Source organism: Microbacterium sp. 11MF (genome assembly GCF_000383475.1).
Classification (GTDB): Bacteria; Actinomycetota; Actinomycetes; order Actinomycetales; family Microbacteriaceae; genus Microbacterium; species Microbacterium aquilitoris.
In genome coordinates this window covers 225917-250780 of the sequence record NZ_KB911460.1, presented here as the reverse complement: position 1 = coordinate 250780, position 24864 = coordinate 225917, and the positions used below count along the sequence as shown (strand labels likewise).

19 protein-coding genes are annotated in these 24864 nt (G+C 70.6%); 6 read left to right on the top strand and 13 right to left on the bottom strand.

Annotated elements, in window-relative coordinates:
* Nucleotides 1–37: 37 nt before the first annotated feature.
* Nucleotides 38–5452, bottom strand: coding sequence for a PKD domain-containing protein (locus H286_RS0108150; RefSeq protein ID WP_020097751.1), 5415 nt, complete (start codon nt 5450–5452; stop codon nt 38–40).
* Complete coding sequence (locus H286_RS0108145; RefSeq protein ID WP_020097750.1) at nt 5452–6015, bottom strand: DUF4352 domain-containing protein; 564 nt, start codon at nt 6013–6015, stop codon at nt 5452–5454. The genes H286_RS0108150 and H286_RS0108145 overlap by 1 nt, the downstream gene beginning before the upstream one ends.
* Before the next feature lie 216 nt (nt 6016–6231).
* Here H286_RS0108145 and H286_RS14535 point away from each other — a divergent pair, with 216 nt between their 5' ends.
* Complete coding sequence (locus H286_RS14535; protein WP_196800635.1) at nt 6232–7284, top strand: glycosyltransferase family 4 protein; 1053 nt, start codon at nt 6232–6234, stop codon at nt 7282–7284.
* Here H286_RS14535 and H286_RS0108135 read toward each other — a convergent pair.
* Both H286_RS0108135 and H286_RS0108130 read right to left on the bottom strand, forming a co-directional pair.
* Nucleotides 7272–8183 carry a glycosyltransferase family 2 protein gene (locus H286_RS0108135; protein ID WP_028497446.1) on the bottom strand — a complete coding sequence of 304 codons (912 nt, stop codon included), beginning with the start codon at nt 8181–8183 and terminating at the stop codon, nt 7272–7274. The genes H286_RS14535 and H286_RS0108135 overlap by 13 nt on opposite strands.
* Nucleotides 8180–8911, bottom strand: coding sequence for a CDP-alcohol phosphatidyltransferase family protein (locus H286_RS0108130; RefSeq protein WP_020097747.1), 732 nt, complete (start codon nt 8909–8911; stop codon nt 8180–8182). Before H286_RS0108130 ends, H286_RS0108135 begins: the two co-directional genes overlap by 4 nt.
* Before the next feature lie 78 nt (nt 8912–8989).
* Here H286_RS0108130 and H286_RS0108125 point away from each other — a divergent pair, with 78 nt between their 5' ends.
* From H286_RS0108125 to H286_RS0108110, 4 genes are all read left to right on the top strand, one after another.
* Nucleotides 8990–10015: a glycosyltransferase gene (locus tag H286_RS0108125; protein WP_020097746.1), complete on the top strand. Its 1026-nt coding sequence runs from the start codon at nt 8990–8992 to the stop codon at nt 10013–10015.
* Nucleotides 10012–10950, top strand: a complete 939-nt coding sequence (locus tag H286_RS14530) for a glycosyltransferase family 2 protein (protein ID WP_020097745.1) — start codon at nt 10012–10014, stop codon at nt 10948–10950. The genes H286_RS0108125 and H286_RS14530 overlap by 4 nt, the downstream gene beginning before the upstream one ends.
* Before the next feature lie 93 nt (nt 10951–11043).
* Nucleotides 11044–11505, top strand: a complete 462-nt coding sequence (locus tag H286_RS0108115) for an adenylyltransferase/cytidyltransferase family protein (protein WP_018185802.1) — start codon at nt 11044–11046, stop codon at nt 11503–11505.
* Nucleotides 11502–11912: a hypothetical protein gene (locus tag H286_RS0108110; RefSeq protein WP_020097744.1), complete on the top strand. Its 411-nt coding sequence runs from the start codon at nt 11502–11504 to the stop codon at nt 11910–11912. Before H286_RS0108115 ends, H286_RS0108110 begins: the two co-directional genes overlap by 4 nt.
* A gap of 104 nt (nt 11913–12016) precedes the next feature.
* On the opposite strand, the gene H286_RS0108105 is transcribed toward H286_RS0108110, so the two are convergent.
* The gene (locus tag H286_RS0108105) at nt 12017–13573 is read right to left on the bottom strand and encodes a DEAD/DEAH box helicase (RefSeq protein WP_020097743.1); all 1557 of its coding nucleotides are present in this window, start codon (nt 13571–13573) and stop codon (nt 12017–12019) included.
* A 192-nt stretch (nt 13574–13765) separates the two neighbouring features.
* The gene (gene ypfJ, locus H286_RS0108100; RefSeq protein ID WP_020097742.1) at nt 13766–14638 is read right to left on the bottom strand and encodes a KPN_02809 family neutral zinc metallopeptidase; all 873 of its coding nucleotides are present in this window, start codon (nt 14636–14638) and stop codon (nt 13766–13768) included.
* A 157-nt stretch (nt 14639–14795) separates the two neighbouring features.
* On the opposite strand from ypfJ, the gene H286_RS0108095 reads away from it, so the two are divergent.
* A complete protein-coding gene (locus tag H286_RS0108095) occupies nt 14796–15230 on the top strand; it encodes a hypothetical protein (RefSeq protein ID WP_018185806.1) in 435 nt (144 codons plus the stop codon).
* A gap of 9 nt (nt 15231–15239) precedes the next feature.
* Here H286_RS0108095 and H286_RS0108090 read toward each other — a convergent pair whose 3' ends face one another.
* Genes H286_RS0108090 through H286_RS0108060 form a run of 7 tightly spaced genes read right to left on the bottom strand, consistent with a single transcriptional unit; the run spans nt 15240 to nt 24851 of the window.
* Nucleotides 15240–16937 (bottom strand): serine/threonine-protein kinase, encoded by a 1698-nt coding sequence (locus H286_RS0108090; RefSeq protein ID WP_020097741.1) that lies wholly within the window; start codon nt 16935–16937, stop codon nt 15240–15242.
* Entirely contained in the window at nt 16934–18349 is a 1416-nt protein-coding gene (locus H286_RS0108085; protein WP_020097740.1) for an FHA domain-containing protein, read from the bottom strand. Before H286_RS0108085 ends, H286_RS0108090 begins: the two co-directional genes overlap by 4 nt.
* Nucleotides 18349–19170 carry a PP2C family protein-serine/threonine phosphatase gene (locus tag H286_RS0108080; protein WP_020097739.1) on the bottom strand — a complete coding sequence of 274 codons (822 nt, stop codon included), beginning with the start codon at nt 19168–19170 and terminating at the stop codon, nt 18349–18351. The genes H286_RS0108085 and H286_RS0108080 overlap by 1 nt, the downstream gene beginning before the upstream one ends.
* Nucleotides 19167–20231: an RDD family protein gene (locus tag H286_RS15215; RefSeq protein ID WP_028497445.1), complete on the bottom strand. Its 1065-nt coding sequence runs from the start codon at nt 20229–20231 to the stop codon at nt 19167–19169. The genes H286_RS0108080 and H286_RS15215 overlap by 4 nt, the downstream gene beginning before the upstream one ends.
* Nucleotides 20228–22540, bottom strand: a complete 2313-nt coding sequence (locus H286_RS0108070; protein ID WP_020097738.1) for a transglutaminase family protein — start codon at nt 22538–22540, stop codon at nt 20228–20230. The genes H286_RS15215 and H286_RS0108070 overlap by 4 nt, the downstream gene beginning before the upstream one ends.
* A complete protein-coding gene (locus H286_RS0108065; protein WP_020097737.1) occupies nt 22537–23880 on the bottom strand; it encodes a DUF58 domain-containing protein in 1344 nt (447 codons plus the stop codon). Before H286_RS0108065 ends, H286_RS0108070 begins: the two co-directional genes overlap by 4 nt.
* Entirely contained in the window at nt 23877–24851 is a 975-nt protein-coding gene (locus H286_RS0108060) for an AAA family ATPase (RefSeq protein WP_018185813.1), read from the bottom strand. The genes H286_RS0108065 and H286_RS0108060 overlap by 4 nt, the downstream gene beginning before the upstream one ends.
* Nucleotides 24852–24864 lie beyond the last annotated feature (13 nt).

The following is a 24864-nucleotide window of genomic DNA, read 5'->3' as shown; positions in this document are numbered from 1 at the left end:
CGGACGCGCTTCCGCGGTCCGGCGGGCATCAGTCTTCTCAATTGATCGGCGCGATGCGGAACTCGTCGAAGGACACGGTCATCGCGCTGGTCGAGGACGACGCGCGCGAGGCGCGCAGACCAGCCGGTGCCGCTGCCTGCAGCGCAGCGTCCGTGTCGGAAGCGACGAGTTGCCACGCGGCGGGCTCCGTCGCGCCCTTCTGCCACAGCTTCGCCCGGAGCTCGGTCGTGCCGGGCGCTCCCGAGGACTCCACCTTGAGAGAGAAGCTGTCCCCCGCCTTGTAGGTGAGACCCGTGGCCGTCGTGGTCTGGAGGACGGTCGAGCCGCGCTGGGCGACGAGCCAGACCTTGCCGTCCGATCGGAGCCACGCGCTCACCGCGTAGAAGTTGCTTCCAGATCGCCGCGGAACGATCCCGGCGTAGCCGGATCCGCTCGCGGACGACACGTCGACTGTGAAGTCAGCGGTCGCCGTGAAGTTGCGGACCGGCGTCTGGGCCAGCAACGCGGTGCGCGTGCTGCCCGCATTCAGAGCGAACCTGCCCACTCCATTGCCCACACTTGCCGCGCTCACCGCCCCATCGCTGATCGTCCAGGTGCCGCCGAGGTCGGACGCCCCCCACCCGTTCGCCGCAGTCCGTTCGAATGCGTCGCGTGCCAGCACGTCCGTGGGGGCAGGGGCGGTTACCGTCACGGTCTTCTTCGCCGAGTGAGTCGCGCCGTCATCGTCGGTGACGGTCAGGGTCACCTCGTAGGTACCGGCTGCCGAGAAGGAGTGCGAGGTCTTCGCGCCGACCCCGTTCTCGGACGAGTCACCCCACTTCCAGGAATACGCGGCGATCGAACCGTCCGCGTCCGAGGACCCGGAGCCATCGACCGACAGGGTGAGATCGGAGGCGGAGGAGGTGAAACTCGCCACCGGGTCCTGATTCGGCGCGGGCGCGGTGGTGGTCACCGATTTCGTGACGGTGTGAGAGGCGCCGTCGTCATCGACCACCGTCAGTGTGATCACATGGTCACCCGCCGACTCGTAGACGTGCGACGCCGTCTTGCCCGTCGACGACGGCGACCCATCCCCCCAGTTCCATGAGTACGACGCGATCGATCCGTCGGCATCCGATGACGCGGATGCGTCGACGGAGGCGGTCAGGCCCGCGACCGATGACGAGAAGGCGGCGACCGGTGCCTGGTTGGGTGCGGGCGCGACCTGAGTGTCGCGGACCGTCAGATTGTCGAACTTCACCGTTCCGGGTGCCGTCGCGGTTCCCGCCATTGCGTAGTGGAGGAGAGGTGCACCGGCCTCTTGCATGCCGGCGGTTGAGTCCGTCGTCTCGAGCTGCCACGCCGCAGGCTCGGTGGCGCCCTGCTTCCACACCTTGGCGCGGATGGCCGTCGGATTGGCCCCGGTGACATCCAGTCGAAGCGAGAAGCTGTCCCCTGCCCCCCAGGTGAGGCCGCTGACCTGCTTCGACGTGAGAACTGTGGTGCCGCGCTGTGCAACGAGCCACACCGCCCCCGTGTCCCGATGCCACACGCGCACGGTGTAGAAATTCGCCCCGATGCGGCGAGCGCCGAGCCCGACGTAGCCGGCTCCCGAGGACGGCGCGTTGACCAGTGTGTAATCGACGCGGCTCTCGGAGTCGCGCACCGTGGACGTCAGCGCCAGATTGCGCGTTTGACCCGCGGGCAGGGTCAGCTGCCCCCTGCCGTCTTGAACCGATGCGACCGATGCACTGCCGCTGAGGATCGACCAAGCGCCGCCGACATCGGAGGTTCCCCAGCCGGACGACGTGGTGCGACCGAAGGCATCCGCGGCCACGAACGCGGGCGCCGGTATCTTCGCCACCGAGACGGAACGCTCCGCGGTCGACGTGCCTCCGAGGCTGTCGGTCAACGTGAGGGTGATCGTGTAGTCACCGTCCTTGTCGTAGACGTGCGATGCGGTCGCGCCGTTCGAGTGAGCGGACCCATCCCCCCAGTTCCAGTCGTAGGTAAGGGTCGCATCGTCGGACGCCGCCGACGCCGAGGCGTCCGTCGCGACGGCGAGTTCGTCCGTTGTGGACGTGAACTTCGCCACCGGCGCTGCGTGCGTCACCGTGACGTCTTCCGCGCGCTGGGTCGAGCCGCCGCGTCCGTCGGTCACGGTGAGCGTCACCCGGTACGTGCCCGCGGCAGCGAAGCGGTGGGACACCGTAGCACCGGTGTCCGATGCGTCGTCCCCGAAGTTCCACTGGTAGGTGAGGGGATCGCCGTCCGGATCGGTCGCCGTCCCGGCGAAGGCGACGGTCAGCCCGGCTGCCTCGGCGGTGAGAGCGGCGTCCCTCGGCTGGCCGTTCGGCGGCTGCTGCCCGGACCCGATGCGGAAGTGATCCGTCACCTGCGCCGCGGTGAGCGCTGTCGGATAGACCGCCGCTTCATCCAGCGAACCCGTCCAGTAAGTCGCGCCTTCCCACCCGTTGTCGCCGCCGATTCGCCAGTAGCCGCTGTAGTTCTGCGCGGTCGTGATGTCATTCTGGGCGACCAGCTGACCATCCAAGTAGAGACGCATACCCGCGGCGGACTGGGAGGCGACCACGTGGTGCCAGGAACCGTCGTTGAACCCCGGAGCGCTCTCGATGATCCCTGCCCAGCCGTTCCAGACACCGAACTTGATCACTCCGTCGCCGTTCATGTAGACGTGCCGGTCGTAACTGCCGCTCTCCCCCGTGCGGTTGCTGCCGAAGCCGATCAGCTTCCCGCCGTCCCTGCTCGTCGTCTTGAACCAGGTCTCCATCGAGTAGGTCGACGGATTGAACACCTGCTTGTTGCCGGTGACGCCCGTCTGCCCGTTCGGGCTCAACTGGATCGACGTACCCGCCCCCGTCGCGAGGGCGCTGGGGGCGGCCTTCGTGACGCCGCCGAAGTACGTGCCGGGGTAGGTGTATCCCGCCCCGCTCGCGTCCGCTGCGGCGTCACCCGACGTCTCGTCGAGACGCCAGTAGACGGAGGGCTTCAGGGCGTAGACAGCTGCACCGTAGGCGTCTGTCGGAGCCGCCGCGGGTGCGGTACCGCGGCCGCTCGCCAGGTAGTGCCGGTTGACCGCGTCGACGCTCAGAGCCGACGGGTAGACGGCGACGTCTGAGATGGCGCCCGCCAGGTAGTTGCTGCTTCCACCGTTCGGCCAGCCGCCGGTGTTATCGCCGCCGACCTTCCAATAGCCGTTGTAGCCCTGGGCCGAAGTGACGTCTGTTCGTCCGCCGACGAGCGCGCCGTCGAGGTACAGAGTCATCCCGGAGGACGACAGCGTTCCGACGACATGGTGCCACGCACCGTCGTTGAATCCCGTTCCGCTTTCGAGCGTCTGCACACTGTTCGGGTAGACGCCGAACGTCACCCTGCCGTCGTTGCTCAGGTAGACGTGACGGTCGTAACTGCCCGAGGTCCCGCCCGCGTTGTCTCCGAAGCCGATGATCTTTCCGCCGGAAGTGCTGGTGGTCTTGAACCACGCCTCGACGGAGAAGGTGTTGGGCCCTGCCTCGGAGGTGACTGTCGAGGCGAACGACTGATCCGTGCCGGAGAACTCCGTCGTCGTGGTGCTCGCGGCTTGATTCTGCCCCGGTGCACCCCGGGTCGCGCCCTTCACGGTGAGGTCGTCACTGCCGGCCCAGTCGAAACCAGCCGACCCCGAGTCCTCTCCGAGGGGCCAATAGTGGGCAGCACTGTCCTCGATGACCGCGGTTGCGTACGCCGATGCGGATTCGGAGGCGATCGTCACACTGGCAGGAGAGCTCTGGACCGTGTTCCCGTTCGCGTCCTTCGCGACGACCGTGTACGCGTACGTCTGTCCCGCGGTGACGTCGGTGTCCTTCAGGACGATCCCCGGGCGCTGCCACCACGTGGATGCGACCGAAGTCGTCGCGACAGGGGTCGCGCGTCCGCTGCGGCGGAGTTCGTAGGTGAGGTTCAGATCATCTCTGTCCCAGTTGGCCAGGATCTGCACGCGGGCTTCGCCCGCGGCGATGGATCGTGCACTCGGGGTCCAGGCGGCCGTCGCGACGCGCGGTCCCTGCTTCGCACCGCTGGACGGCTTCGTGGAGAACCGCACGATGCCCTGGTAGCGACCGTTGTTCACGCTGCCGAACTCGCCCGCGACCGAGATGAAGTCCCCGGAACCCGTGATCGACAGGCCCGCCTGTCCGAGCCCCGACGTGTTTCCGACCGTGAAGTCGGGGTACCAGGCGTAGGCGGACGGCGAGGGTGTGCCCGCCCAGTTCTTGTAGATCGAGCTCTCGCTCGGCGTGCGGGGCAGCGTGCCTCGGGCGTCGGCCGTGTACGCCTCGAGGTAGCGGTACTGGCGAGTGGGCTGCTCGGGCCAGAGACCGACCGTGTCGCACTGGTGGGTGTGACTGGTCGAGTAGACGACCTTCCCCGTCGACCAGACACCGTAGTGATCGCCATGACAGTCGGCGAGCCAGCGGAGGTCACCCGCGCCGGCATTCACCGCGAACGTGCCTTCGATGTTGCCCGTGGCTACATCGGCGAAAGTCCATCCTGTTCCGTACACACCGCCCGCATCCGTGGCCAGCGTGAAGATGCCGCTCTTCCCGGCGTTCCCGCCCTCGGCCCACCCGTTCTTGATGATCGAGGTCACGGCCCAGGGCACGGTCTGACCGGTCGCCGGGTCGAGAGCCGCGATACCTCGCTGCTGCCCGCCGACACCGTTGACGGTGTAGAAGCGGCCGGCGATGATCACCTTCTGATTGCCGGGCTCCATCACCATCGCGTCGACCTGGAGGTCCGTCGAGGGCGTCCAGGAAAGGAGGGCACCGTTGGTCGTGCTGAACGCAGCGAGGTTGGCGCGTGCGACACCGTTGCCCTGTGTGAACCGGCCTCCGACGTACACCGTGTCACCCGTGGCGACGATGCCGTAGACCCCCGAGCCGCCCACCGACGGCGCGAAACCGGCGACGAGAGCTCCCGACGACGCGTCGAGGGCGGCGAAGTTGTACCGCGTCGCACCATTGACCTGGCTGAAGGAGCCGCCGATGTAGATCCTTCGGCCGTCGGGTGAGGCTGCGATCGACTTGATGACGCCGTTGACCTGCGGCGCGAACGGCTTCAGGTTCCCCGTCGTGATGTCGTAGGCGAGGATGTTCGTCCGCGGGGTGAGGCTCGTTCCCGGCGCGGCCAGAGCGGCGCGTGCGTTCTTGAACGAGCCGGCTGCGTAGACGGTGGTCCCGATGGTCGTCTGCGCCCAGACGTATCCGTCGTCGATCTGCACGGTCGGGAGGGCGTCCGCGGTGGCGACGTCAGTGTCGCGCTGCAGCAGGGGCGCCGGCGACGACGGGAGCGGATCGGCCGCCTGGGCGGCGGGCGCCACAGCCAGGACGCCGGTCCCGACGAGGACCGCGGCCGCGAGGATGCTGAGCACCCGCGCGCGCTTCGACGGCTTCCGAGTCGTTGCGAGGATCATCATCAGTCCGTCTTTCCCGAGAATTCGGCGACAGGCTGTCCCGCCGAGTAGTTGACGCTCACGACCACACTGCGATCCGCAGCCCGCTCCAGCATGAAGACGTAGGTGCCGGACGCTGACCGCCCGGGCTCGAGTTCGCCGGAGAGCGGCTTGTCAGGACCGGCCGTCGTGCCGACCCCGTATTCGCCGTCGGCGGCGGTGAGCGTGACGACCGCGGAATCGAGGTCGGCTGCTTCGCGCGAGTCGTTTCGCGCGGTCACGCGGACGATGACAGCCGATCCCGATACCTCGCCCGGGGTCTCCGCATCGACGGTCGTCGACGTCACCGAGTCGAGGTCGATGACGAGTCCTGTCGACAGCGCGATGGAGTCGTCGATCGCACCGTCTTCGACATCGGCCGCCGGTGCCTTCGTCGGCGCATCCGCATCCGCGGATGGTTCGGGAGCGGGCGCATCGGTGTCGATCGGCGTCGGCTGTGCGGTCGCCTCGCCCTCGACCGCGACCGGTTCGGCAGCCGTCACCGCGCTGCAGCCGCTCAAAAGCACCAGACCCGCGAGCGCGAGCACTGATCCGAGCCTCGATCGGCGCACGATACGCCGAGCATCATTAGTCCCCAAGAGAATCCCCGACCCCCAAGTCGTTTCTCGTTCCCCAACGAGAGACCCCGCCCCCAGCAGGATCGAGCACAACCTACGTCCAACGGCCCGCCAGCGCAAGTGCGGTGTGTCCGCAGAGCGGGCCGAGCCTCATAGGATGACCCCTAGGGGGCGACTATGCGGGTGATGTTCGACGCATTCTGGTGGGGACGCGGACCCGGTGCGAACCGGACGGTCCAGAGGGAGTTCATCGATGCCTGGGCAGCGGTGTTCCCGGATGACGAGATCGTCCTGGCGCTGCGCCGAGACGCTGACCCCTCGGATGTCCCGCCGGGCTCAGAGATCGTGCGAACGACTCTCTGGCCCCATGCAGCGGCGAACCGATGGCAACTTCCTCGCCTCGCGAGGGCCGCTCGCGTCGACCTGAGCATCGTCCACAATTACGCGCCGCGTACCGGGCGCTCGATCGTCTTCGTACACGACGCGATGTTCCACGACAACCCGGAATGGTTCTCTCGTCGGGAACGTCTGTACTTCGCGCCGATGCTCCGATGGGCGAAGCAGGCGACCGTGGTCACCACCTCCAGCGAGACCGAGGCGGAGCGGATCGCCCGCCTGGCGCCGACGCTCTCCCCCCTCGCCGTCGGGCTCGGCGTCCCCACCGCTTTGACGCAGGCACACCGTCGACGACCCGATGCCGTCCCTGCCGGCACGGCGTTCGCCGTCACCGTCGGCCGCCTGAACGTGCGGAAGAACCTCGCTGCCATCATCGACGGAGCACGTCTCGCCTCGTCCATCACGCCGCACAGTCCGTTGTACATCGTCGGCGGGTCCGCTCACTCCGGTGTGAGCGCGGAGCTCCCGGAGGCCCTGCGCGCCGCCGTCGACGAGCGACGCGTGGTGTTCCTGGGCTCGTTGCCGGATGAGGAGGTCGCCTGGCTCTACTCCGAGGCATCCCTCGTCATCAGCCTCAGCCTCGACGAGGGGTTCGGTCTCCCCGCCGTGGAAGCCGCCTGGTTCGGTGCGCCGTTGCTCGCCAGCGACATCCCGGTCTTCCGCGAGACCGTCGGCTCGTACGCCCACTTCGTCACACCGACGGCGCCTCCCGGAGAGGTCGCCGAGGCCATCGACGGGGCATGGAGACGACGACCGGATGCCGCGGCCCGTGACGATGCGGCGAACCGCCACACCTGGTCTTCCGCCGTGCAGCGGCTGCGGGCGGCGGCTCAGCGACTCTGACGTCGGCTGCGCGCGTCGACCACAGCGCGCCGGCCGTCTCGCATCCCGCGCGCAAGCGCGCGCCATGGTGCGATCGACCGCAACTGCGCACGACCGCCCTGGAGGACGATCTGCCACGACACCCGCGGCGTCGCGCGCCACCAGCGCTCGACCATCTCACCGTCGCCGTGCTTCACGGCGTAGAGGAGTCGGTTCCGGATGTTGTGGTAGTAGTACGTCTCGGACTTGGCGCGGCCACGGACCGCATCGGGGTGCGTCTGCCCCTCGTCGTGGACCGCCGTGACGGCGAGCGTCCGCAGGGAGCCGCCGAGGTCGAGCACCCGGCGGGAGAGGTCGACATCCTCCCAGTAGAGGAAGTAGTCCTCGTCGAACCCGCCGAGGAGTTCCCACAGTCTCCCCGAGACGGCGAAGCACGCGCCCGTGGACCATTCGTGACGCGGTCTCCCGGCCCGCTCGGCTCTGCGGGAGACGCCGGCGATCGATCCATCGTCGAGATACAGATCACTGCCGCGGAACCACACCGACCCCGTGCCGTCGACGATGGTCGGTGTCACGAGAGCGAGGGGATCCTCGAATGCCGCGGCGGCCAGTGTCGCAAGGCTCTCGGAATCGATCGAGGCATCCGGATTCAGCCCGACGATGACCTCCGCGCCGCGCTGCACCGCGACGGTCGCGCCCGCATTGGTCCCCCCACCGAAGCCCGCGTTCTCCGAGAGCAGCACGGGGATCCACCCATGGCGCGCGCATGCCTCCTCGACTCGTTCGCGTTCCTGAGTGGAACTGAAGCAGTCGACGACGATGACGAACCCGTCGCCGGGGGCGACGACCCGCAGCGCGTTGGCTTCGAGGATGCCGACGGCACCGTAGTTCACGATCACCACCGCTGTCCGCGGCGTCACGCCGTCGCTCCGTCCAGCGCCCGGATCTCGCGATGCCACTTGACCGCGGCGGCCGCCAAGAAGACCGCGTTCGCGATCATGAGCAACGTGTACACGGCAAGGAAGACATCCGGAGCGCCCCACAGCGCGAACACGACGCACAGCAGCCCGAAGTCGGTGGGGAGCAGGATCGTGGACCGCAGTGCGGTACCGCCGCCCCTCGCGTGGGTCGAGTCGACGCCTTTCTTGCCCTTGAGCAGATCGTTCAGCAGCATGCCGAAGAACGTCACGACGGCGATCACGCAGTACGCGAGCGGAACGACGAGCCAGAGCGTGTCGCGAGCATCGGTGTGCCACCACAGCGCGACCAGTACGCACAGATGCAGGGATGCCGTCTTGAAAGCGTCGACGAAGTGGTCGAGCCACTCGCCCGCGAGACTCCCTCCTCCGCGCAGCCGGGCGAGCTGACCGTCCGCCGAATCCCACGCGTAGCCGAGCACGAGCAGCAGCGCCACGATGAAGCCGGTCCACAATTCGGCCGGCCCGACCACCAGGATGACGAGGGCGGCGAGCGTGTGCGCGGCACTGATGGCGGTCGCACCGTCGGGCGTGAACCCCCATCGATAGGCGGCAGCGGCCAGGACCCGGCCGATCCGCCTGTTGACGTAGACCGAGTACGCAGGCGCCCCCCGAGCATGGCCCTTCTGCGCCGCGGCCAACCGTCCGTACGCGTCCCCGAATGTACGCATATGCTCCGTCCCCCAGACTGGATGCAATGTCCCCGGGACTGAGCATAGGGGATCCGCCGACCTGCCAGACTGTCCGCTATGTCGACCGGTGAGCGCCTGCGGGTGATGCAGTCCTTCGGTGCGCCACGGCCCACCTCCAATCCGTACGTCCACATGCTCGACGCCGCGCTCACCGCGGATCCGGGGGTGGAGCACCTGCGCTTCGACCGCCGGGCCGCCCTGGTGGGCCGGTACGACGCACTGCACTTCCACTGGCCGGAGACGCTTTTCGGCGGGGCCACGCCCGTGAAGAGGTTCGTGCGCCGCCTGTTCGGCACTGCTCTGGTCGTCCGCCTCCGCCTCACTCGGGTCGCCGTGGTCCGGACCGTGCACAACGTCGAGCTCCCCGACGTCGACTCCCGGTGGGAGCGGTTGCTCCTGCGGTGGATCGACCGTCGCGCCGACTTCCACATCCGTCTCAACGACTCGACCCCGGAGCGGAGCGGCATCCCGTCGGCAGTGATCCCGCACGGTCATTACCGCGACTGGTTCGCCTCCGTCGACCCGGTGCCGCCCGTCCCACGGTCGCTCGGATTCGTGGGACTCGTGCGACGCTACAAAGGCGTCGAGTCGCTCATCGCCTGCTTTCGCGAGACGTCGCCACGTCTGCCCGACTGGGCCCTGCGCATCGCCGGCAACCCTTCCACGGGCGAGCTCGCCGACGAGATCTGCGGGCTCGCGTCGGGCGACGAGCGCATCTCGCTGGATCTCCGATACCTCTCGGAGGAGGACTTCGCCCGGGCGGTCATGTCCGCGACGGGGGTGGTGCTGCCCTACCGGTTCATGCACAACTCCGGCACCGCCCTGGCCGCGCTCTCGCTCGCGCGTCCCGTGCTGGTCCCCCGGAACGAGGTCAACGAGGCGCTGGCCGAGGAAGTCGGCGACGGCTGGGTGTCGATGTTCGACGGCGACCTCACCGCGGCCGACCTCGAGCGGTTCGCGAGCGCCGTGACCGAGCGTCCCGAGGCGGACCCGCAACTCGACGATCGCGGATGGTCGCTCGTCGGCATCCGTCACCGCGAGGCTTACGAGCGAGCGATCCGAAACCGGCGAGCCGTCGCATGAGCAGAACCGACCCCCGCGTGCTGATCGCCGTCCCGTCGTACCGCCGCCCCGATCGACTCGCGAGGCTGCTCGCGGCCCTGACGGAGCAGCGCGACGACGTCAGCCCCACGCTGGTCGAGGTCGTCGTGATCGACAACGACCCGGAGGGCAGCGCCGCCGAGCCTGCCACGGCGGCACAGGCCCTCTACCGGCTGGAGCCACGACCCGGGCTCGCGGCGGTCCGAAACCGGGCGTTGGACGAGGCGATCGCTCACGACGTGGATGCCGTCGTCTTCATCGACGACGACGAGGTGCCCGCCTCGGGCTGGCTCCGAGCCCTCCTCGCCCCCTGGTCGTCCGGCACGGCGGAGCTCGTGTCGGGACGCGTCGAGTCGGAGTTCGACGTCACCCCCGACCCATGGATCGTGGCCGGCGGATTCTTCCGGCGAGTCGGATTCTCTGCGGGCGAGCGGATGCCCGCGGCCCCGACGAACAACCTGCTGATCGACGTCGGGACCCTCCGCACGACCGGCATCCGATTCGACGAGGAGTTCGGTCGCACCGGGGGTGAGGACATCCACTTCACCTCCGCGCTCGCGCGCCGTGGCGCGCGGATCGTCGCGGCACCCGACGCACTCGTGACCGATCACGTCCCCACCGAACGCGCGACGCCGTCATGGGTGCTCCGGCGCGCCTTCCGGGTGGGGACGACGACCGCCCGCGGCGACATCCACCTCACCGACGGGAGAAGCAGACGGAGCGTCCGCCGAGCCCGCTGGCTGATCGTCGGCCTCGCCCGCTCCGCGGCGGGGGCCGGGCGCTGGCTCATCGGGGTCGTGACACGCTCGACGACGCATCGGGCGCGAGGCGCGAGGCTCGTCGCCCGCGGCGCCGGCATGGCTGCCGGCGGAGTGGGGTTCCGCTACCTCGAGTACCGTCCCCGCACCGGATCGTGACGACCGCGCCCGTCGTGGTGTAGTGTCCTCCGCATCGGGCTTTGGGGGCTCGGTTCGAGTTGGGGCTCGATTTAGCTGGCTGGGGAGCTTGCTATGACTGTGCGTATCGGTTACGCCGCGGGGGCGTTCGATCTGTTCCACGTGGGACATCTGAACATCCTTCGCCACGCGAGGGACAACTGCGACATGCTCGTCGCCGGTGTGGTCAGCGACGAGATGCTGCACGAGGTGAAGGGCGTCGACCCGTTCATCCCGACGGCTGAGCGAGCCGACATCGTGCGCGGCATCCGCTTCGTGGATCACGTCCACATCGAGCGCGTGCCCGACAAGCTGGCCGTGTGGCGCGAGGTCGGTTTCACGCACTTCTTCAAAGGCGACGACTGGCGCGGCACCGAGAAGGGCAACCGTCTCGAACGGGAGTTCGCCGAGGTCGGGGTCGAGGTCGTCTACTTCCCGTACACGGCGCACACCTCGAGCACCCAGCTGCGTCGTGCGCTCGAGGTCGCCTCGGCCGAGACGCTGTACGACCGCGAGCTGCGTTCCGAGTCGGCGTGACCACGGCGCGCGACGACAGCGCGCGATCCGAGGGTCCCGACGAAGTCATCGAACTGTTCGTCGGCCAGGTCCTCGCCCTCTACCCCCTGCGGGTGTTGGGCGGACCGACCAGCGGACTCGACCCTCCGCCGCTGCGCCGCATCTTCCCCCGCTCCCGTGACCCGAGAGCCTCCTCCCGCGCCGAGCAGGACTGGGCGCGGGCTCGAGCGCGGACCTATGTCGTCCTCGCCGATGCGCCCGGCCACGGCATCCTGACCGTCGGCGACTACCGGGTGGAGGTCGTCATCCTCCCCCTCGACGCCTCGACCCCGCCGCAGGCGACCGTCTTCCGCGTCGCCTCCATCACCGGCCGCATGGTCACCGTCACCGGCGCCGTCATCGATCCGCTGATGGATGCCGCCGGCTGAGCCCCGGACTTTTCGAGACCTGTCCCGCCCACCGTCGTGCGGGACAGACGGCGAGAGCCGCACCCCTGTGGACGGGGTGCGGCTCTCGACCTGGATGCTGCGGGTCAGCGACCGCTGCGGCGGCCGGCACCGTTCTGCCGGACGACCGACCCGACGGTGAGCGCACCGCCACCGCTGGCGCGACGACCGGTGCGACGAGCGCCGCCGGCCGGGGCGGCCTTGGGCGCGCCGTGCGACGCGGTCTGGCCGGAGCTGGCGGTGCGAGCGGGCTGGCCGTCACGGCGCGGCGCGTCGGCGGAGCGGCGCGCCGCATCGGCGGCACGACCCTGGCCACGGCCACGGCCACCCTCGCCGCGTCCGCCGCCCTGGCCGGAGCGACCGCGGTCGCCCTGGCCCTCGCGGGCGGCGCGCTTGCGCTGCGCGTTCGCGCCCTGGCTCTGACCGCCGCCGCGGGTCTGCGGCTGCTCGGGTGCCGGGGTGACGTGCGCGGCGACCTCGCCGACGAGCTCGACGACCGAGGCGGATGCCGCGGTCACGGTCTCGGGCGTGACGGAGATCGCGGCCTTGCGCAGCAGCGACTCGACGTCGCGACGCTGCTCGGGCAGGACGATCGTGACGACGGCGCCCTCGGCGCCGGCGCGGGCGGTGCGGCCCGAACGGTGCAGGTACGCCTTGTGCTCCATGGGCGGGTCGACGTGGACGACGAGCTCGACGTTGTCGACGTGCACACCGCGGGCGGCGACGTCGGTCGCGACGAGCACACGGGCGGTGCCGGCGGAGAAGGCTGCGAGGTTGCGGTCGCGCTGCGGCTGCGACAGGTTGCCGTGCAGGTCGACCGACGGGATGCCCTGCGACGTCAGCTGCTTGGCGAGCTTCTTCGCGGCGTGCTTGGTGCGAAGGAACAGGATGCGACGGCCGGTGCCCGAGGCGAGGAAGCGCACGAGCTCCTTCTTCTCGTCGGAGCCGGGCACGTGGAACACGTGGTGGGTCATGGCGGTGACGGGCGAGTGCGCCTCGTCGACCGAGTGGAGCACCTCGTTCTGCAGGAAGCGGTTGACCAGCTTGTCCACGCCGTTGTCGAGCGTGGCGCTGAACAGCAGGCGCTGCGAACCCTGCGGGGTCGCGTTCAGGATGCGGGTGACCCCGGGCAGGAAGCCGAGATCGGCCATGTGGTCGGCCTCGTCGATGACGGTGATCTCGACGGCGTCGAGGCTCACGAGCTTCTGCTGCATGAGGTCCTCGAGGCGGCCCGGGCAGGCCACGACGATGTCGGCGCCGGCGCGGATGGCCTCGACCTGACGGTTCTGGTTCACACCGCCGAAGACGGTGGCGGTCTTCATACCGTAGGCGGCTGCCAGCGGAGCGAGCACGCGGTCGATCTGCGTCGCGAGCTCGCGGGTCGGGGCGAGCACGAGGCCGAGGATGCGGCCGCGGCGGCGGGTGCCGCCGGCGAGCTCCTGCCCGAGGCGGGCGACCATGGGGATCGAGAAGGCGAGGGTCTTGCCCGAGCCGGTGCGACCGCGGCCGAGCACGTCGCGACCGGCGAGCGTGTCGGGGAGCGTGTCGATCTGGATCGGGAACGCGGTGGTCTTGCCGTCGGCAGCCAGCGCGGCGACGAGGGGAGCGGGCACGCCGAGCGTGCCGAACGTGGGTTCAGTCATGAGAGAACTAACTCGGGCGTGATCGCCCGGATCGGTGTCCCGAGTGCGAGTGCGCAGACGGGTTCGCCGTGAGAAGGAGTCGCCAGCGACGATCGATGGATCGGCAGCGGATGATGCGTTCTACGACGCGAGGGGCACCAGGAAAGGCGCCGCAACCCCTTCAGCCTATCAGGTGGCTCCCGGACCGGCCTCTCAGAGCTGCTGGCCCGAGACGGAGAAGGTGTCGCAGGCGCCGGATCCGCCCGTGTATCCGGCCATGAACCAGCGCTGGCGCTGCTCGCTCGACCCGTGCGTCCAGCTCTCGGGGTTCACACGTCCGGACTGCTGCTGGATGTGATCATCGCCGACGGCGGATGCCGCGGACAGGGCATCGTCGATCTGGGCCTGCGTCGGCTTCTGCAGGAAGGACTGACCGGAGGCATCCTTCTGATTCGGCGCCTCAGCCGCCCACGCCCCGGCGAAGCAGTCGGCCTGCAGCTCGGTGCGGACCGCGTTGCTGTCCTCGCCGGTCCCGTCGCGCGGGTGGTCCTCGAAGATCCCGGTGAGGTGCTGCACGTGGTGGCCGTACTCGTGCGCGAGCACGTACAGCTGTGCGAACTCGCCTCCCTCGGCGCCGAGCTGGTTCCGGAGGATCGACCAGAACGTCGGATCGATGTAGACGGTCTCGTCGGTGGGGCAGTAGAACGGACCGGTCTGATTGGATGCCGTGCCGCAGGGCGATGACGTCTGCTGCTCCACGAGCACGAGATCGGGTGCGCGGTACCCCTCGACTTCGTTCTGCCAGTACGAGTTGATGACCTCCTCGCCGGCGTCGAGCCGGCACGCGTCGTCGTTGTTCGCGTCGGCGCCTGTCCTGCAGTTCTGCAGCGCTTCGCCCTCGGAGCCGGTGCCCCCGCCGGGCGACCCGCCCAGGAGCCCGCTGAAGTCCTGACCGGTGAAGAGGCTGATCAGCAGGACGGCGATGCCGATGACGCCGACTCCGGCCCCGCCGGCGACGACGGCGCCGCGGCCCCCGCGGCGAGTCGCGCTCTTGCCCCGCACGTCGGCATTCGGGTTGAAGGTCATGCCCGGGACCGTACTCCGCCCCGGACGTCACGGCACACGGGTTGCATTCGTGCCGCGAACCGTGTTCGGGACGGTCGCGCGTCGGCCAGAATGGGGCGATCGGTCACAATGGACTTCGACGGGGCTGACCGCATCGTCGCTCGCGGAGGAGATCACAGTGGACGCACACGCGGACGAACCGGCACCCGGGGACTACGCGGAATCGCGCCTCATCGCGATCCCCGACGATCCGACGACGGATGCCCCCGGCTTCGCCGCCCTGCACCCCAGCCCGGAGTGGTGGCTGGCGCTCCCCGCCGGCTCACGACTCGTGGGGCTCGTCGTCTCGCGGCCCGACATGCCGAGCGTCGTCGCCCAGCGTGACGCGCTCGCGCAGTTCGGCGTGCCGATCGAGGGGTTCCGGCATCCCGCCCCCGACATCGGCGAGACCTGGGAGGAACGTCTCACGCGCCTGTTCGGGCGCCTCGGCGCCGGCGACGTGCTCGTCGTCACCGACGTGAAGGCCCTCGGCCGCGACGCGCACGAGGAGACCCGCACGGTCGCGGAGCTCCGCCGCCGGTCGGTCATCGTGAAGGTGCTCGACCGGGGCTGATCCCCGCCGTCAGGATGTCGCGCAGATGCGCAGCGGGTCGCTCGTCGCGCCGTTCTCGCGGCGCACGCTGACGTCGATGCAGATCTGGGTCTCGTCCCCGAGAGGAACGGACACGCGCGCCTTGGGGGCGTTCGCGGGGGTGGCTTCAGCGCCGTCGAGGCGCACCTGCTGCCACAGGTAGGTGTCGCCGTCCTGCGGGTCGGGGTTGACCCACCGGAAGACCGCCTTGCCGTTCTGGATGCGGCTCGACCCGTCGGTCGGCGCCGCGATGAACTCCGCGTCGGGTTCCTGGGGTTTCGGAGTCGGGGCCGAGGATTGCGCGGGCTTCGCCTCCGTCGCGGGCGGCGCGAGCAGCGATGCGACGACGACCGCGCCGACCACCACGACGACGACAACGGCAGCGGCGATGAGCCCGACCCACAGTCCCCGACGCGACCGAGCCGGCGCGGCCGTCCGACCGACGGTCTCACCGGCCGACGCCGGCGGCGCGGTCGGTGATGTCGCCGGAGGGGTCTCGCCGGCAGCGATCCGCTGCGACCCCCGGACGATCGTGCCGTCATCCGGCTCGGACACCGCAGTGGCGGGGGCCGACGGCGGGATCGCGGTCGGCGGTCGCAGGACGGTCGAGTCGACGCCCGTCGCGGAGGCCGTGGCACCGGGGGCCCACCCCGAGGTGTCGCGGTGCTGCGTGGCATCCGTCCCGGTCGCGAGACCCGCCGCGAGGGCGGTCCGCTCCCACGTGGGTCCTGCCGCCGGGGAGGTGTGCGGGTCGATGCTGACGATGCCGCGGACGCGGGTGAGCTCGCCCTCCTCCTCCTGCTCCTCGAGGGGAGGGGCGTCGTCGAGGATGTCGATCGGGGTGACCGAGTGGGCCAGCTCGATCTGCACCTTCTGCAGCGCACGGGCGAACGCGACGGCGGACTCGAAACGGTCGGCCGGGCGCTTGGACATCGCCCGTTCGAGCACCTGGAAGAGCGACGCGGGGACGTCGGCCCGCTCGAGGCGGGCGAGTGGCTCGGATTCGATCCGGCGGATCAGGTCCGCGCCGCCATTGCGGCCACCGGGCACCTCGAACGGCGACCGTCCCGCGAGCAGGTTGTAGACCGACGCCCCCAGTGCCCACACGTCCGAGCGCACGGTGAAGTCCGGCGCGTCCGCGAAGGACTCGGGCGGCGACCACGGGATCGACATCCCCGCAGACGGATCCATGCCGTCCGCCGTCGTCGCGATGCCGAAGTCGGTGAGGGCGGGCCGGTTGTACTCGGTGACGAGGATGTTCGCCGGCTTGATGTCGCGGTGCAGGATGCCGGCACGATGAGCGGTCTCGACCGCCGCCGCGACCTGGATACCGACGCGCAGCGCCTCGGCCACCGAGATGGGGGCCGAGCGGGCGCGGACCTGCAGGTTCGGCTTGGAGCAGTACTCCATGACGAGATACGACCTGCCGTCGCCGGCGACACCGGCCTGGTAGATCGTGACGATCGCGGGATGCGTCGAGAGCATCGCCATGACATTCGCCTCGGCCTGGAACTGCTCGGCCGCGCCGCTCGTCATCTTGTCGGCGAGGAGCACTTTGACGGCGACGCGACGCCTGGGCAACGCCTGCTCGTACAGGTAGACGTCGGCGAATCCGCCGGAGCCGAGCACCTGGACGTAGGAGAAGCCGGGAAGCTCCGGTGGCGCGGCGGGGGCTCGCTTCGAGCTCACGGAAGGTCCTCGAAGGTCAGGGTGACGCCGTCGCCGAGGTCGAGCACGTCGCCGTCGATCACCATGGTGGGCTCGTTCGGGTGCAGCCGCACCGGGTCGTGGCCGCCCCGGAGCAGGACGGTGCCGTTCGTGCTCGCGAGGTCGACGGCGAGCACGTGCTCACCCTCCGCGCGGATCTCGACATGGTTGCGCGAGATGTCGTGCTGTGGGCCGTCCACGGCGACGAGGGTCGGCAGCTCGTTCTCGGCCGGTCGCGTCGAGCGCGGTCGGCGGCCGATGATGACTGTGCGCTCGAGTTCGACGACGCGGCCGTCGGCGAGGCGGACGCGGCCCCGCGACGGGCTCCGCGGCGGCACGTCCTCGATCGAATCGAAGGATGCCGACCGCATCGCGCGCGCTTCGGCGACGGATACGGTCGCACCGTCGTGGTCGCCCAGCGCCGACGCATCCGCAACCGGTGGTACGGGCGGCGCGGGGTGCGGCGGCACGAACGGGGGCAGGGCGGGGACGGGCGCGGTGCCCTGCGGCGCCACCCGGGAACTCACGATCGTCGCCCCGAGGACGGCGTCCTCATCCGGCCCGGAGATCGTCTCGCCGGGGTCCGGCGGCCGCGGCGCATCGTGCGGCACGGGGACCGAGACGGGCGAGCCGCCGAGCGTGTGGATCGGTGGAACCCCCGTGACCAGCCCCGGCGTCTCGGTCTCCGGCTCCGATTCCGGTTCAGGTTCCTTCGCCAGGGTGCGCGGCGAGGCGACGGTCTCGCCCAGATCGTCAGGTGCCACGGTGGATGCCTCCGGCTCGGGCTCTCGCTCGGGCTCGGGCTCCGGTGCGGGCTCGGGTTCGGGCTCGGGCTCGGGCTCGGCGACAGGCTCCGGCTCGGGCTCGGCGACTGGTTCCGGCTCCGGCTCGGCGAGGGGCTCCCCCGCCGTCACGGGCGCTGCGACAGGCGCGGCGGTCTCGTGCTCTGCGACGTCGAAGATGATCTCGGCGACGGGGACGACGCCCGACTCGATCGGCAACAGGTCGGCATCCGCGGCTGTCCCGAGGTCGACGCTCACGCGGATGACGCCCGGCAGGAACCTCTCGGTCCACGTCGCGACGCCGGCACCCGAGACCGCATCGACGCCGTCGGCGGTCTCGACGACGAGGGTCACCGGACCGCGGACTGCGACGCGCACCCCGTCGCCCTCCGCGACGGCGAGACCGAACGGCGGGATCGCCGCGAGCGACGTGCCGAACGCCCCTGTGAGGGATTCGAGGACGGCGCCGATCCCGCCGTTCTCGAGCCGGCGCCACACACCCTCGACGGCGTGCGGGGTGACAGCCGGGGGCAGCACGGCGAGCGCCGAGCCGGTCACGGCGGCACGCCAGGCTTCCGGGGCGCCGTCGGGCCGATATCGCACTGCGCGCATCAGGCGTCTCCTCCTGCCGCTGCTCGCGGCCGTGTGTCCTCTTCGGCGTACGACGCGCCCCCCGCGGGAGCCGTGTCGTACGCATCATCATCCTGCCCCGCCACGCGGACGGCATCGACCACCACGGCCGTGATGTTGTCGCGACCGCCGTGGAGCATCGCCTCGTGCACGAGGCGGGTCGCGGCATCCTGCGGGTCGACGACCTCTCGGAGGATGCCGCTGATGCGGTCCTCGGGAACCTCGCCCGACAGGCCGTCAGAGCAGATCAGCATGCGATCGCCCGGCTCGGCCGCGATGAGCCAGAAGTCCGCCTCGCCGCCGCTGCCCGCGCCGATCGCCCGGGTGATCTCGTTGCGGCGCGAATCCCGTCCGGCGGCTTCGCCGGTCAGCTCGCCCGCGTCGATGAGCTCCTGCACGACGGAGTGGTCGACGCTGATCTGCTCGAGCTCACCGTCCGCGAAGCGGTAGGTGCGAGAGTCGCCCACGTTGACGGTGAGCCAGTATCCATGGCCGCCGACTTCGGTGACCGCGACGCCGGTGAGGGTGGTGCCGGCGGCCCGCCCCTCGTGACCGATGCGGTGCACGGCGGCGCGGGCACGCGCGAGCGCCGCCCGCATCTCGTCGATCCCGACGGAGTCCTGACCGACGAGGGCGCGGAACTCCGCCACGACGGCGGAGCTCGCCGCGGCGCCCGCATCGTGGCCGCCCATGCCGTCGGCGACGAGGAAGAGCGGATACTCCGCCAGGTGGGAGTCCTCGTTCACGCGTCGACGGAGGCCCGGGTGCGTCGCCGCCCCGACTTGCACGTCCATCGCGATCATCGCGCGGACTCCACCGTCAGTCGTCGATCGCCGAGTTCGAGGACGTCGCCCGACCAGATGCGCGCCGGTTCACCCGGGACGAGCCGCTGCGGCTGACCGGCGCGGACGATCACGACGCCGTTGAGCGAGTGACGGTCGACGACCCACGAGCCCCGCTCGTCGGCGCCGACCTCGAAGTGCGTCTTCGACAGCGACAGGGTCTCGTCGCGGACGGGTGTGCTGCGACGCCCCGCCTGCTGGCCGGGCCCCCGACCGAACAGCGTCGGCTCGTAGATCGTGTGCCGCGTCCCGTCATCCCAGCGCAGGATCGCGATCACGGGCGGCGAGACCCGTTCGGCCGATGCGGGCCGGCCGTCGCGGTGCGGCACCCCGGGGACGGTCGAGATCACGTCGACCGGCAGCGTCCGCGGGATCGGCCGGTTCGCCGGAACGGATGCCGGAGCCCACGACGGCGCAGGAAGGGGGTCGCCGTGGCCGGTGGCCGCCGCCGAGACGACGGGCCGGGGAGCGGGCGCCGTCGCGGCCGCCGCGGTCTGCGGGATGAGGACGGGCGCGGGTTCGACCGATGTCGCGGGCGCGGGCTCGACAGGCTCGGGCTCGACCGGCGCGGCGGGCGTCACCGCCGGGACGTCGGCCGGGTGGACGATGACGGCCCCCACAGCCAGGTCGTGCCATCCCCGCCGCCACCGAGACGAGTCGAACAGGGGTGAGAAGAGACCGACGACGACACTGCAGGTGAGCGTCCACACGAGGTTGCGCCCGAGTGCGCGGCCGAAGCCGAGCCGCCCGTCGCCCTCGTCGGCGCGCTCGAGCCGCAGCCCCATGACGCGCATGCCGATCGAGCCCCGACCGCCCTGCAGGGCGGTGTGGACGAGGAACCAGCCGAGCGAGGCGCCCGCCACGGCGGGGAGCAGGACCAGGATCCCCACGACGCCGGCCGACAGGACGGACGCGGCCAGGACGCCCCCCGCGACCGCGGCGACGACCGCCGCTCCGATGACGGAGTCGATGACGACGGCGCCGACGCGGTGAGGCATCGTCGCGGGGGCACCCACGGTCATCGCCGGCGCACCGATCGACCCGCCCGACTGCGTCGGAGCGATCGCAGGCTCAGCCGGGCCCGAAGACGCTGCCAGAACGTGGCACCGCCGGCCATGCCCGCGACGATCTCGTCGACCTCGCGCCAGAAGGCGTCGACGTCCTCAGGGGTCGGGTCACCGGGGCCGTACACCTCGGCGTCGGCCTGCAGCGCGAGTGTCGCGACGCGAGAACCGTCGAACGCGTCGCCGACGACCGTTGCGCTCTCGGCGCGGGTCGATCCGGGAGGCACGGCCACGCGGTAGTCGACCGCACGGTCGACCAGCTCGTCCCAGCCACCTGACACGCGGTCGGCGGTGCGCTCCGCGCGCAGTCGCCGGGTGCGACGAGCCGCCTTGAGCCCCCCGATCACCAGGAACGGCGACATCAGCAGCAGGATGCCGCCGAGTCCCACGCCCGTCCAGAGGAGCACGGGTCCGAGCCAGTCCGGGCCGGGCTCCTCGTCCTCATCCTGATCGCGCTCCTCGGCGAGTGCCGGCGGCTGATCGGCCGGTTCCTGCGCAGGCGGCGGCGGCTGCAGCACCTGCGGCTTCGGGTTGGCGCGCGGCTTCGTGTTCTGCTGGCTCGGCTCGTTGTCCTCGTCGGGAGTCGGGTCGAAGGGGATCCACCCCTTGCCCTCGAAGGCGATCTCGACCCAGGCGTGCATGTTCTCGCCCGTCGCGGTGAAGACACCCCCGGCATCCTTCTCACCCTCATCGGGATGCCAGCCCATGACGACACGGGCAGGCATGCCGAGCTGGGTGGCCATGAGCGCCATCGTGACGGCGTACTGCTCGTCGTCGCCCACCATCTGGTCGTTGTTCACGAGCATCGAGATGCGTGCCGAGCCGTGACCGGACGGCGAGTACACGTCATCGGCGAGACCGTGGCTGAAGTATCCGTCGGTCTTCAGGTAGCTCTCGAGCGCGCGCGCCTGGTCGATGGGCGTCTCGGCGTCCTCCGTCGCATCCGAGGCGATCTCGCTGAGCGCCTGCGGGATGCCGGTCTGCTTGGGCATCTTCAGCGGAGCGAAGGGCGTCTCGGCGAGCTGCTCGTCCTTGATCACGGGCGGGATGATCGTGTCGATCGTGTACGCGTCACCGGACTGGACGCCCGAGGTGACCACCGCGGTGCCGGTCGCATCGTTGAAGTGGGCGCCGCGACGGAGATCGGTCGCCCGGTCTCCCTGGAACTCGATGTCGCGGGCCGATCCGACGGAGGGGAGCCACACGCCGGACAGCTCCTCGATGTCGACGCGCACCTTGGTCTCGGTGCCGGTCGCCTCGGGCGACATGTTCGACCGGATCGAGGTGAAGGCGCTCGAGGATCCGGCGCCGTCCTCGGCGACGTTGTAGACGACGCCGTCGTAGGCGTCCATCGTCGCGAGGCGCACGCGGCCGTCCTTCGGCAGCCCGCTGACGGTGAACAGCTGGTCGGTCTTGAAGTCGCGGACGTACTTCCGCCAGGACTGCAGCGGGCTCGCGTAGTCGTGGATGTCGAAGGGCGGGACGACGAAGTCGCGCAGGATGTACCGCTGGGTGGGCGGGCTGGCGGTCGCCGCGACCGCAGCCCCTGCACCCGTCGCGAGGGCCAGGACGATCCCGCCCGACACCAGACGGCGCAGCCGAGCGGCGCGCGAGGCGTCGGCTCCGGGGGTCGCGGCCTCGACGGCCGTGCGCTCCGGGCTCCACATGGTGCGCAGCGCGAGCCACCCGACGGCGACGGCGACGAAGAGGGCGCCCTGCACGATCGGCGCCACGGTCTGCGCCGTGCCGAGGAGGATCTCACCGGCGATGTAGACGGATGCCGGGATCAGCGCCCACGCCGCGCGACGCAGGCGCAGCGCGAGGGACGCCGTGAGCACCGTCGCGACGAGGGTCATCAGGAACGGGACGATCAGGTGGCCGTCGCCCGGGTCGACCGGCGGCACCGTCGTGAGGAGGTCCTTCCACGAGGTGACGGCGCCGAGCGCCAGCTGGCGCCACGTCTCAAGGGTCGGCACGACCCCGAGGAAGGTCGTGTACGGCAGGGCCAGGGCACCGCCGAGCAGGAAGTAGAGCGCGATCGTCGCCCCGGCCAGGGACAGGATGCCCCAGCGCCACCGGGCGCCCACCCATGCGAGCGCCAGGCCGAACACGAGCGCGCCGATCGTCGCGACGAGGTAGGCCGGGCCGTCGAAGGTCGCGGCGAACCCGACGATCCCGACGCCGAGCAGCAGCACGACGGCGGCGATGTCCGCGACGAGGCGCCGCCAGGTCGCGCCCGACAGCAGAAGGAAGGCGAGCCGATTCACGAGAGGACCTTGCGGAGGGCGTTGGGGAGCTGATCGAGGTGGCCGAGGGCGACGACATCAGCGTCGCCCACGCGGCGGAGGACCGGCGATTCGAGGCGACTGTCGGCGATGATCGCGAGGGTCCGCACGCCGAAGGGCACGCGCGAGCAGGCGAGGCGCAACTGTCCGGCGTCGACCGTCGACCCGCAGAGCAGGACCGCGACGGCGGCATCCGGGGAGTGCGCGGCCAGGATGCCGGCGAGCGCGACGATCCCGCCGTCGCGCGGCTTCGTGCTCTCGAGCGCGGAGAGCGAGTCGAGGTACCGGCGTCCGGTCTCGGCGCGGATCTTGCCGGCCGACGTGCGCACGTCCAGGGTGCGCGAGTCGCGGAGGGCGCGCAGGCCCACGGAGCCGGCGACGGAGATCGCGGTCTCGAACTCCTCGGGGTCGCGGTACTCGCCGGGGTGCGTCGACAGCGCCACGACGAAGTGCGAGCGACGGGTCTGCTCGTACTCGCGCACCATGAGCGTGCCGGTGCGCGCCGTGGACTTCCAGTGCACGTGGCGCAGATCGTCGCCGGGCTGGTACTCGCGCAGCGCGTGGAACGAGACGTCGTCACGGGCGAGGTGCTGATCGGGCAGGCCCTCGAGGTCGCGCATCTGCCCGAGCGAGAGCCCCTCGAGCGGCAGCGTCCGCGGGTGTACGAAAAGGTCGACGGCCTGACGGCGGTCGTGCGTGCGTTCGAACAGGCCCAGCGGGTCGCCGCGGAGGACGCTCACCGGACCGACGGCGAGCACGCCGCGGTGGGTCGTCGGGATGGCGAAGAGCTCCTCGTGCTCCTCCCCCGCCTGAAGCCGCGGCACCTGGAAGACGCCGCGACCGGAACCGACCGGCAGGACGATCTCGGAGGGCAGCAGCGAGCGGGACGTGAGGTTCGCGAGCTTCAGCGCACCGACGGCCCGCTCGCCCACCACGACGCGCGTGCGGGTGAGGTCGAGGTCGACCTCGTACGCGGTCCGCCCGAAGAGGAAGACGATGCATAGGAGCGCCAGCACCGTCGCCACGATCGCCGCAACGAACGCCTCCTGCCAGCCGAGCGAGAACGCCGTGATCCAGAGGATGATCGCGGCGGCGATGACGACCCAGCCGGTGAGCTGGATCACCTCGGCGATGATCCGCGCGCGGGAACCCGCGCGGCGCGCCCACACCCCGGCATCCTCTCGCAGCTTCTCCCACCGCGTCGCTTCGCGGGGCGCGAGCAGCGCCGCGTCCTCCGCGGCGTCCGGTGCGGTGCCCGCGGGCGCGCCGGAGGGGCCGGGCGCGTCCGGCGCCTCGGCGACCGTCTCCGGCGTCATCGTCATTCGGCGGACGCCCTCGCGAGAGGCGCCTCGACCTGGCCGAGGGCGCGCTCGATGACCGACTCGGACGTCGTCCCCGAGAACTCGGCCTCGGGGTCGAGGACGAGACGGTGGGTCCAGACAGGTGCCGCCAGCGCCTTCACGTCGTCGGGGATGACGTAGTGACGACCCTGGGATGCCGCGACCACACGCGCGATCCGCATCATCGAGATCGCGCCACGCACCGAGACGCCGAGCTTCGTGGCATCGGATTCGCGGGTCGACTCGACGAGCTGCGCGGCGTAGCGCGCGACTGCCGGGTCGACGTGCACGGTGGCGGCCAGGTCGGCCATGTCGGCGACGGCCTTCGTCGTGATGACGGGGCTCAGCTTGCCCGACGGGTTGCGGTCGACGTCGCCGGCGAGGATCCGCTCGGCGACGGCGAGCGACGGGTAGCCGATCGAGGTCTTGATCATGAAGCGGTCGAGCTGCGCCTCGGGGAGCTTGTACGTTCCCGCTTGCTCGATGGGGTTCTGCGTCGCGATGACGAGGAACGGTCGACCCACCTCGTGCGGCACGCCGTCGACCGTCACGCGGGACTCCTCCATGACCTCGAGGAGCGCCGACTGCGTCTTCGGCGAGGCGCGGTTGATCTCGTCGGCGAGGACGATCGAGGCGAACACGGGACCCTTGTGGAACTCGAACTTGTGGTTCTGCTGGTCGTAGATCGTGACGCCCGTCACGTCCGAGGGCAGCAGGTCCGGCGTGAACTGGATGCGGGTCGACGACCCCTGCACGCTCGCCGCGAGCGCCTTCGCGAGGCTCGTCTTGCCCGTGCCCGGCGCATCCTCGAGGAGGACGTGGCCTTCGGCGAGCATCGCCGCCAGCACGAGGCCCACGACCTCGCGCTTGCCCATCAGCGCCTGGTCGACGTTGTCGACGAGTCGCGTGAACGTGTCGCGGAACCAGGCCGCCTGTTCAGGGGTCATGCTCATTCGTTCAGTCCTT

What these genes read in the sequence shown, in the direction of transcription:
- H286_RS0108150 (WP_020097751.1), bottom strand. Translation starts at nt 5,452, where the DNA reads ATGATGATCCTCGCAACGACTCGGAAGCCGTCGAAGCGCGCGCGGGTG.
- H286_RS14535 (WP_196800635.1), top strand. Translation starts at nt 6,232, where the DNA reads ATGTTCGACGCATTCTGGTGGGGACGCGGACCCGGTGCGAACCGGACG.
- H286_RS0108130 (WP_020097747.1), bottom strand. Translation starts at nt 8,911, where the DNA reads ATGCGTACATTCGGGGACGCGTACGGACGGTTGGCCGCGGCGCAGAAG.
- H286_RS0108125 (WP_020097746.1), top strand. Translation starts at nt 8,990, where the DNA reads ATGTCGACCGGTGAGCGCCTGCGGGTGATGCAGTCCTTCGGTGCGCCA.
- H286_RS14530 (WP_020097745.1), top strand. Translation starts at nt 10,012, where the DNA reads ATGAGCAGAACCGACCCCCGCGTGCTGATCGCCGTCCCGTCGTACCGC.
- H286_RS0108115 (WP_018185802.1), top strand. Translation starts at nt 11,044, where the DNA reads ATGACTGTGCGTATCGGTTACGCCGCGGGGGCGTTCGATCTGTTCCAC.
- H286_RS0108105 (WP_020097743.1), bottom strand. Translation starts at nt 13,573, where the DNA reads ATGACTGAACCCACGTTCGGCACGCTCGGCGTGCCCGCTCCCCTCGTC.
- ypfJ (WP_020097742.1), bottom strand. Translation starts at nt 14,638, where the DNA reads ATGACCTTCAACCCGAATGCCGACGTGCGGGGCAAGAGCGCGACTCGC.
- H286_RS0108085 (WP_020097740.1), bottom strand. Translation starts at nt 18,349, where the DNA reads ATGCGCGCAGTGCGATATCGGCCCGACGGCGCCCCGGAAGCCTGGCGT.
- H286_RS0108080 (WP_020097739.1), bottom strand. Translation starts at nt 19,170, where the DNA reads ATGATCGCGATGGACGTGCAAGTCGGGGCGGCGACGCACCCGGGCCTC.
- H286_RS15215 (WP_028497445.1), bottom strand. Translation starts at nt 20,231, where the DNA reads ATGACCGTGGGTGCCCCCGCGACGATGCCTCACCGCGTCGGCGCCGTC.
- H286_RS0108065 (WP_020097737.1), bottom strand. Translation starts at nt 23,880, where the DNA reads ATGACGATGACGCCGGAGACGGTCGCCGAGGCGCCGGACGCGCCCGGC.
- H286_RS0108060 (WP_018185813.1), bottom strand. Translation starts at nt 24,851, where the DNA reads ATGAGCATGACCCCTGAACAGGCGGCCTGGTTCCGCGACACGTTCACG.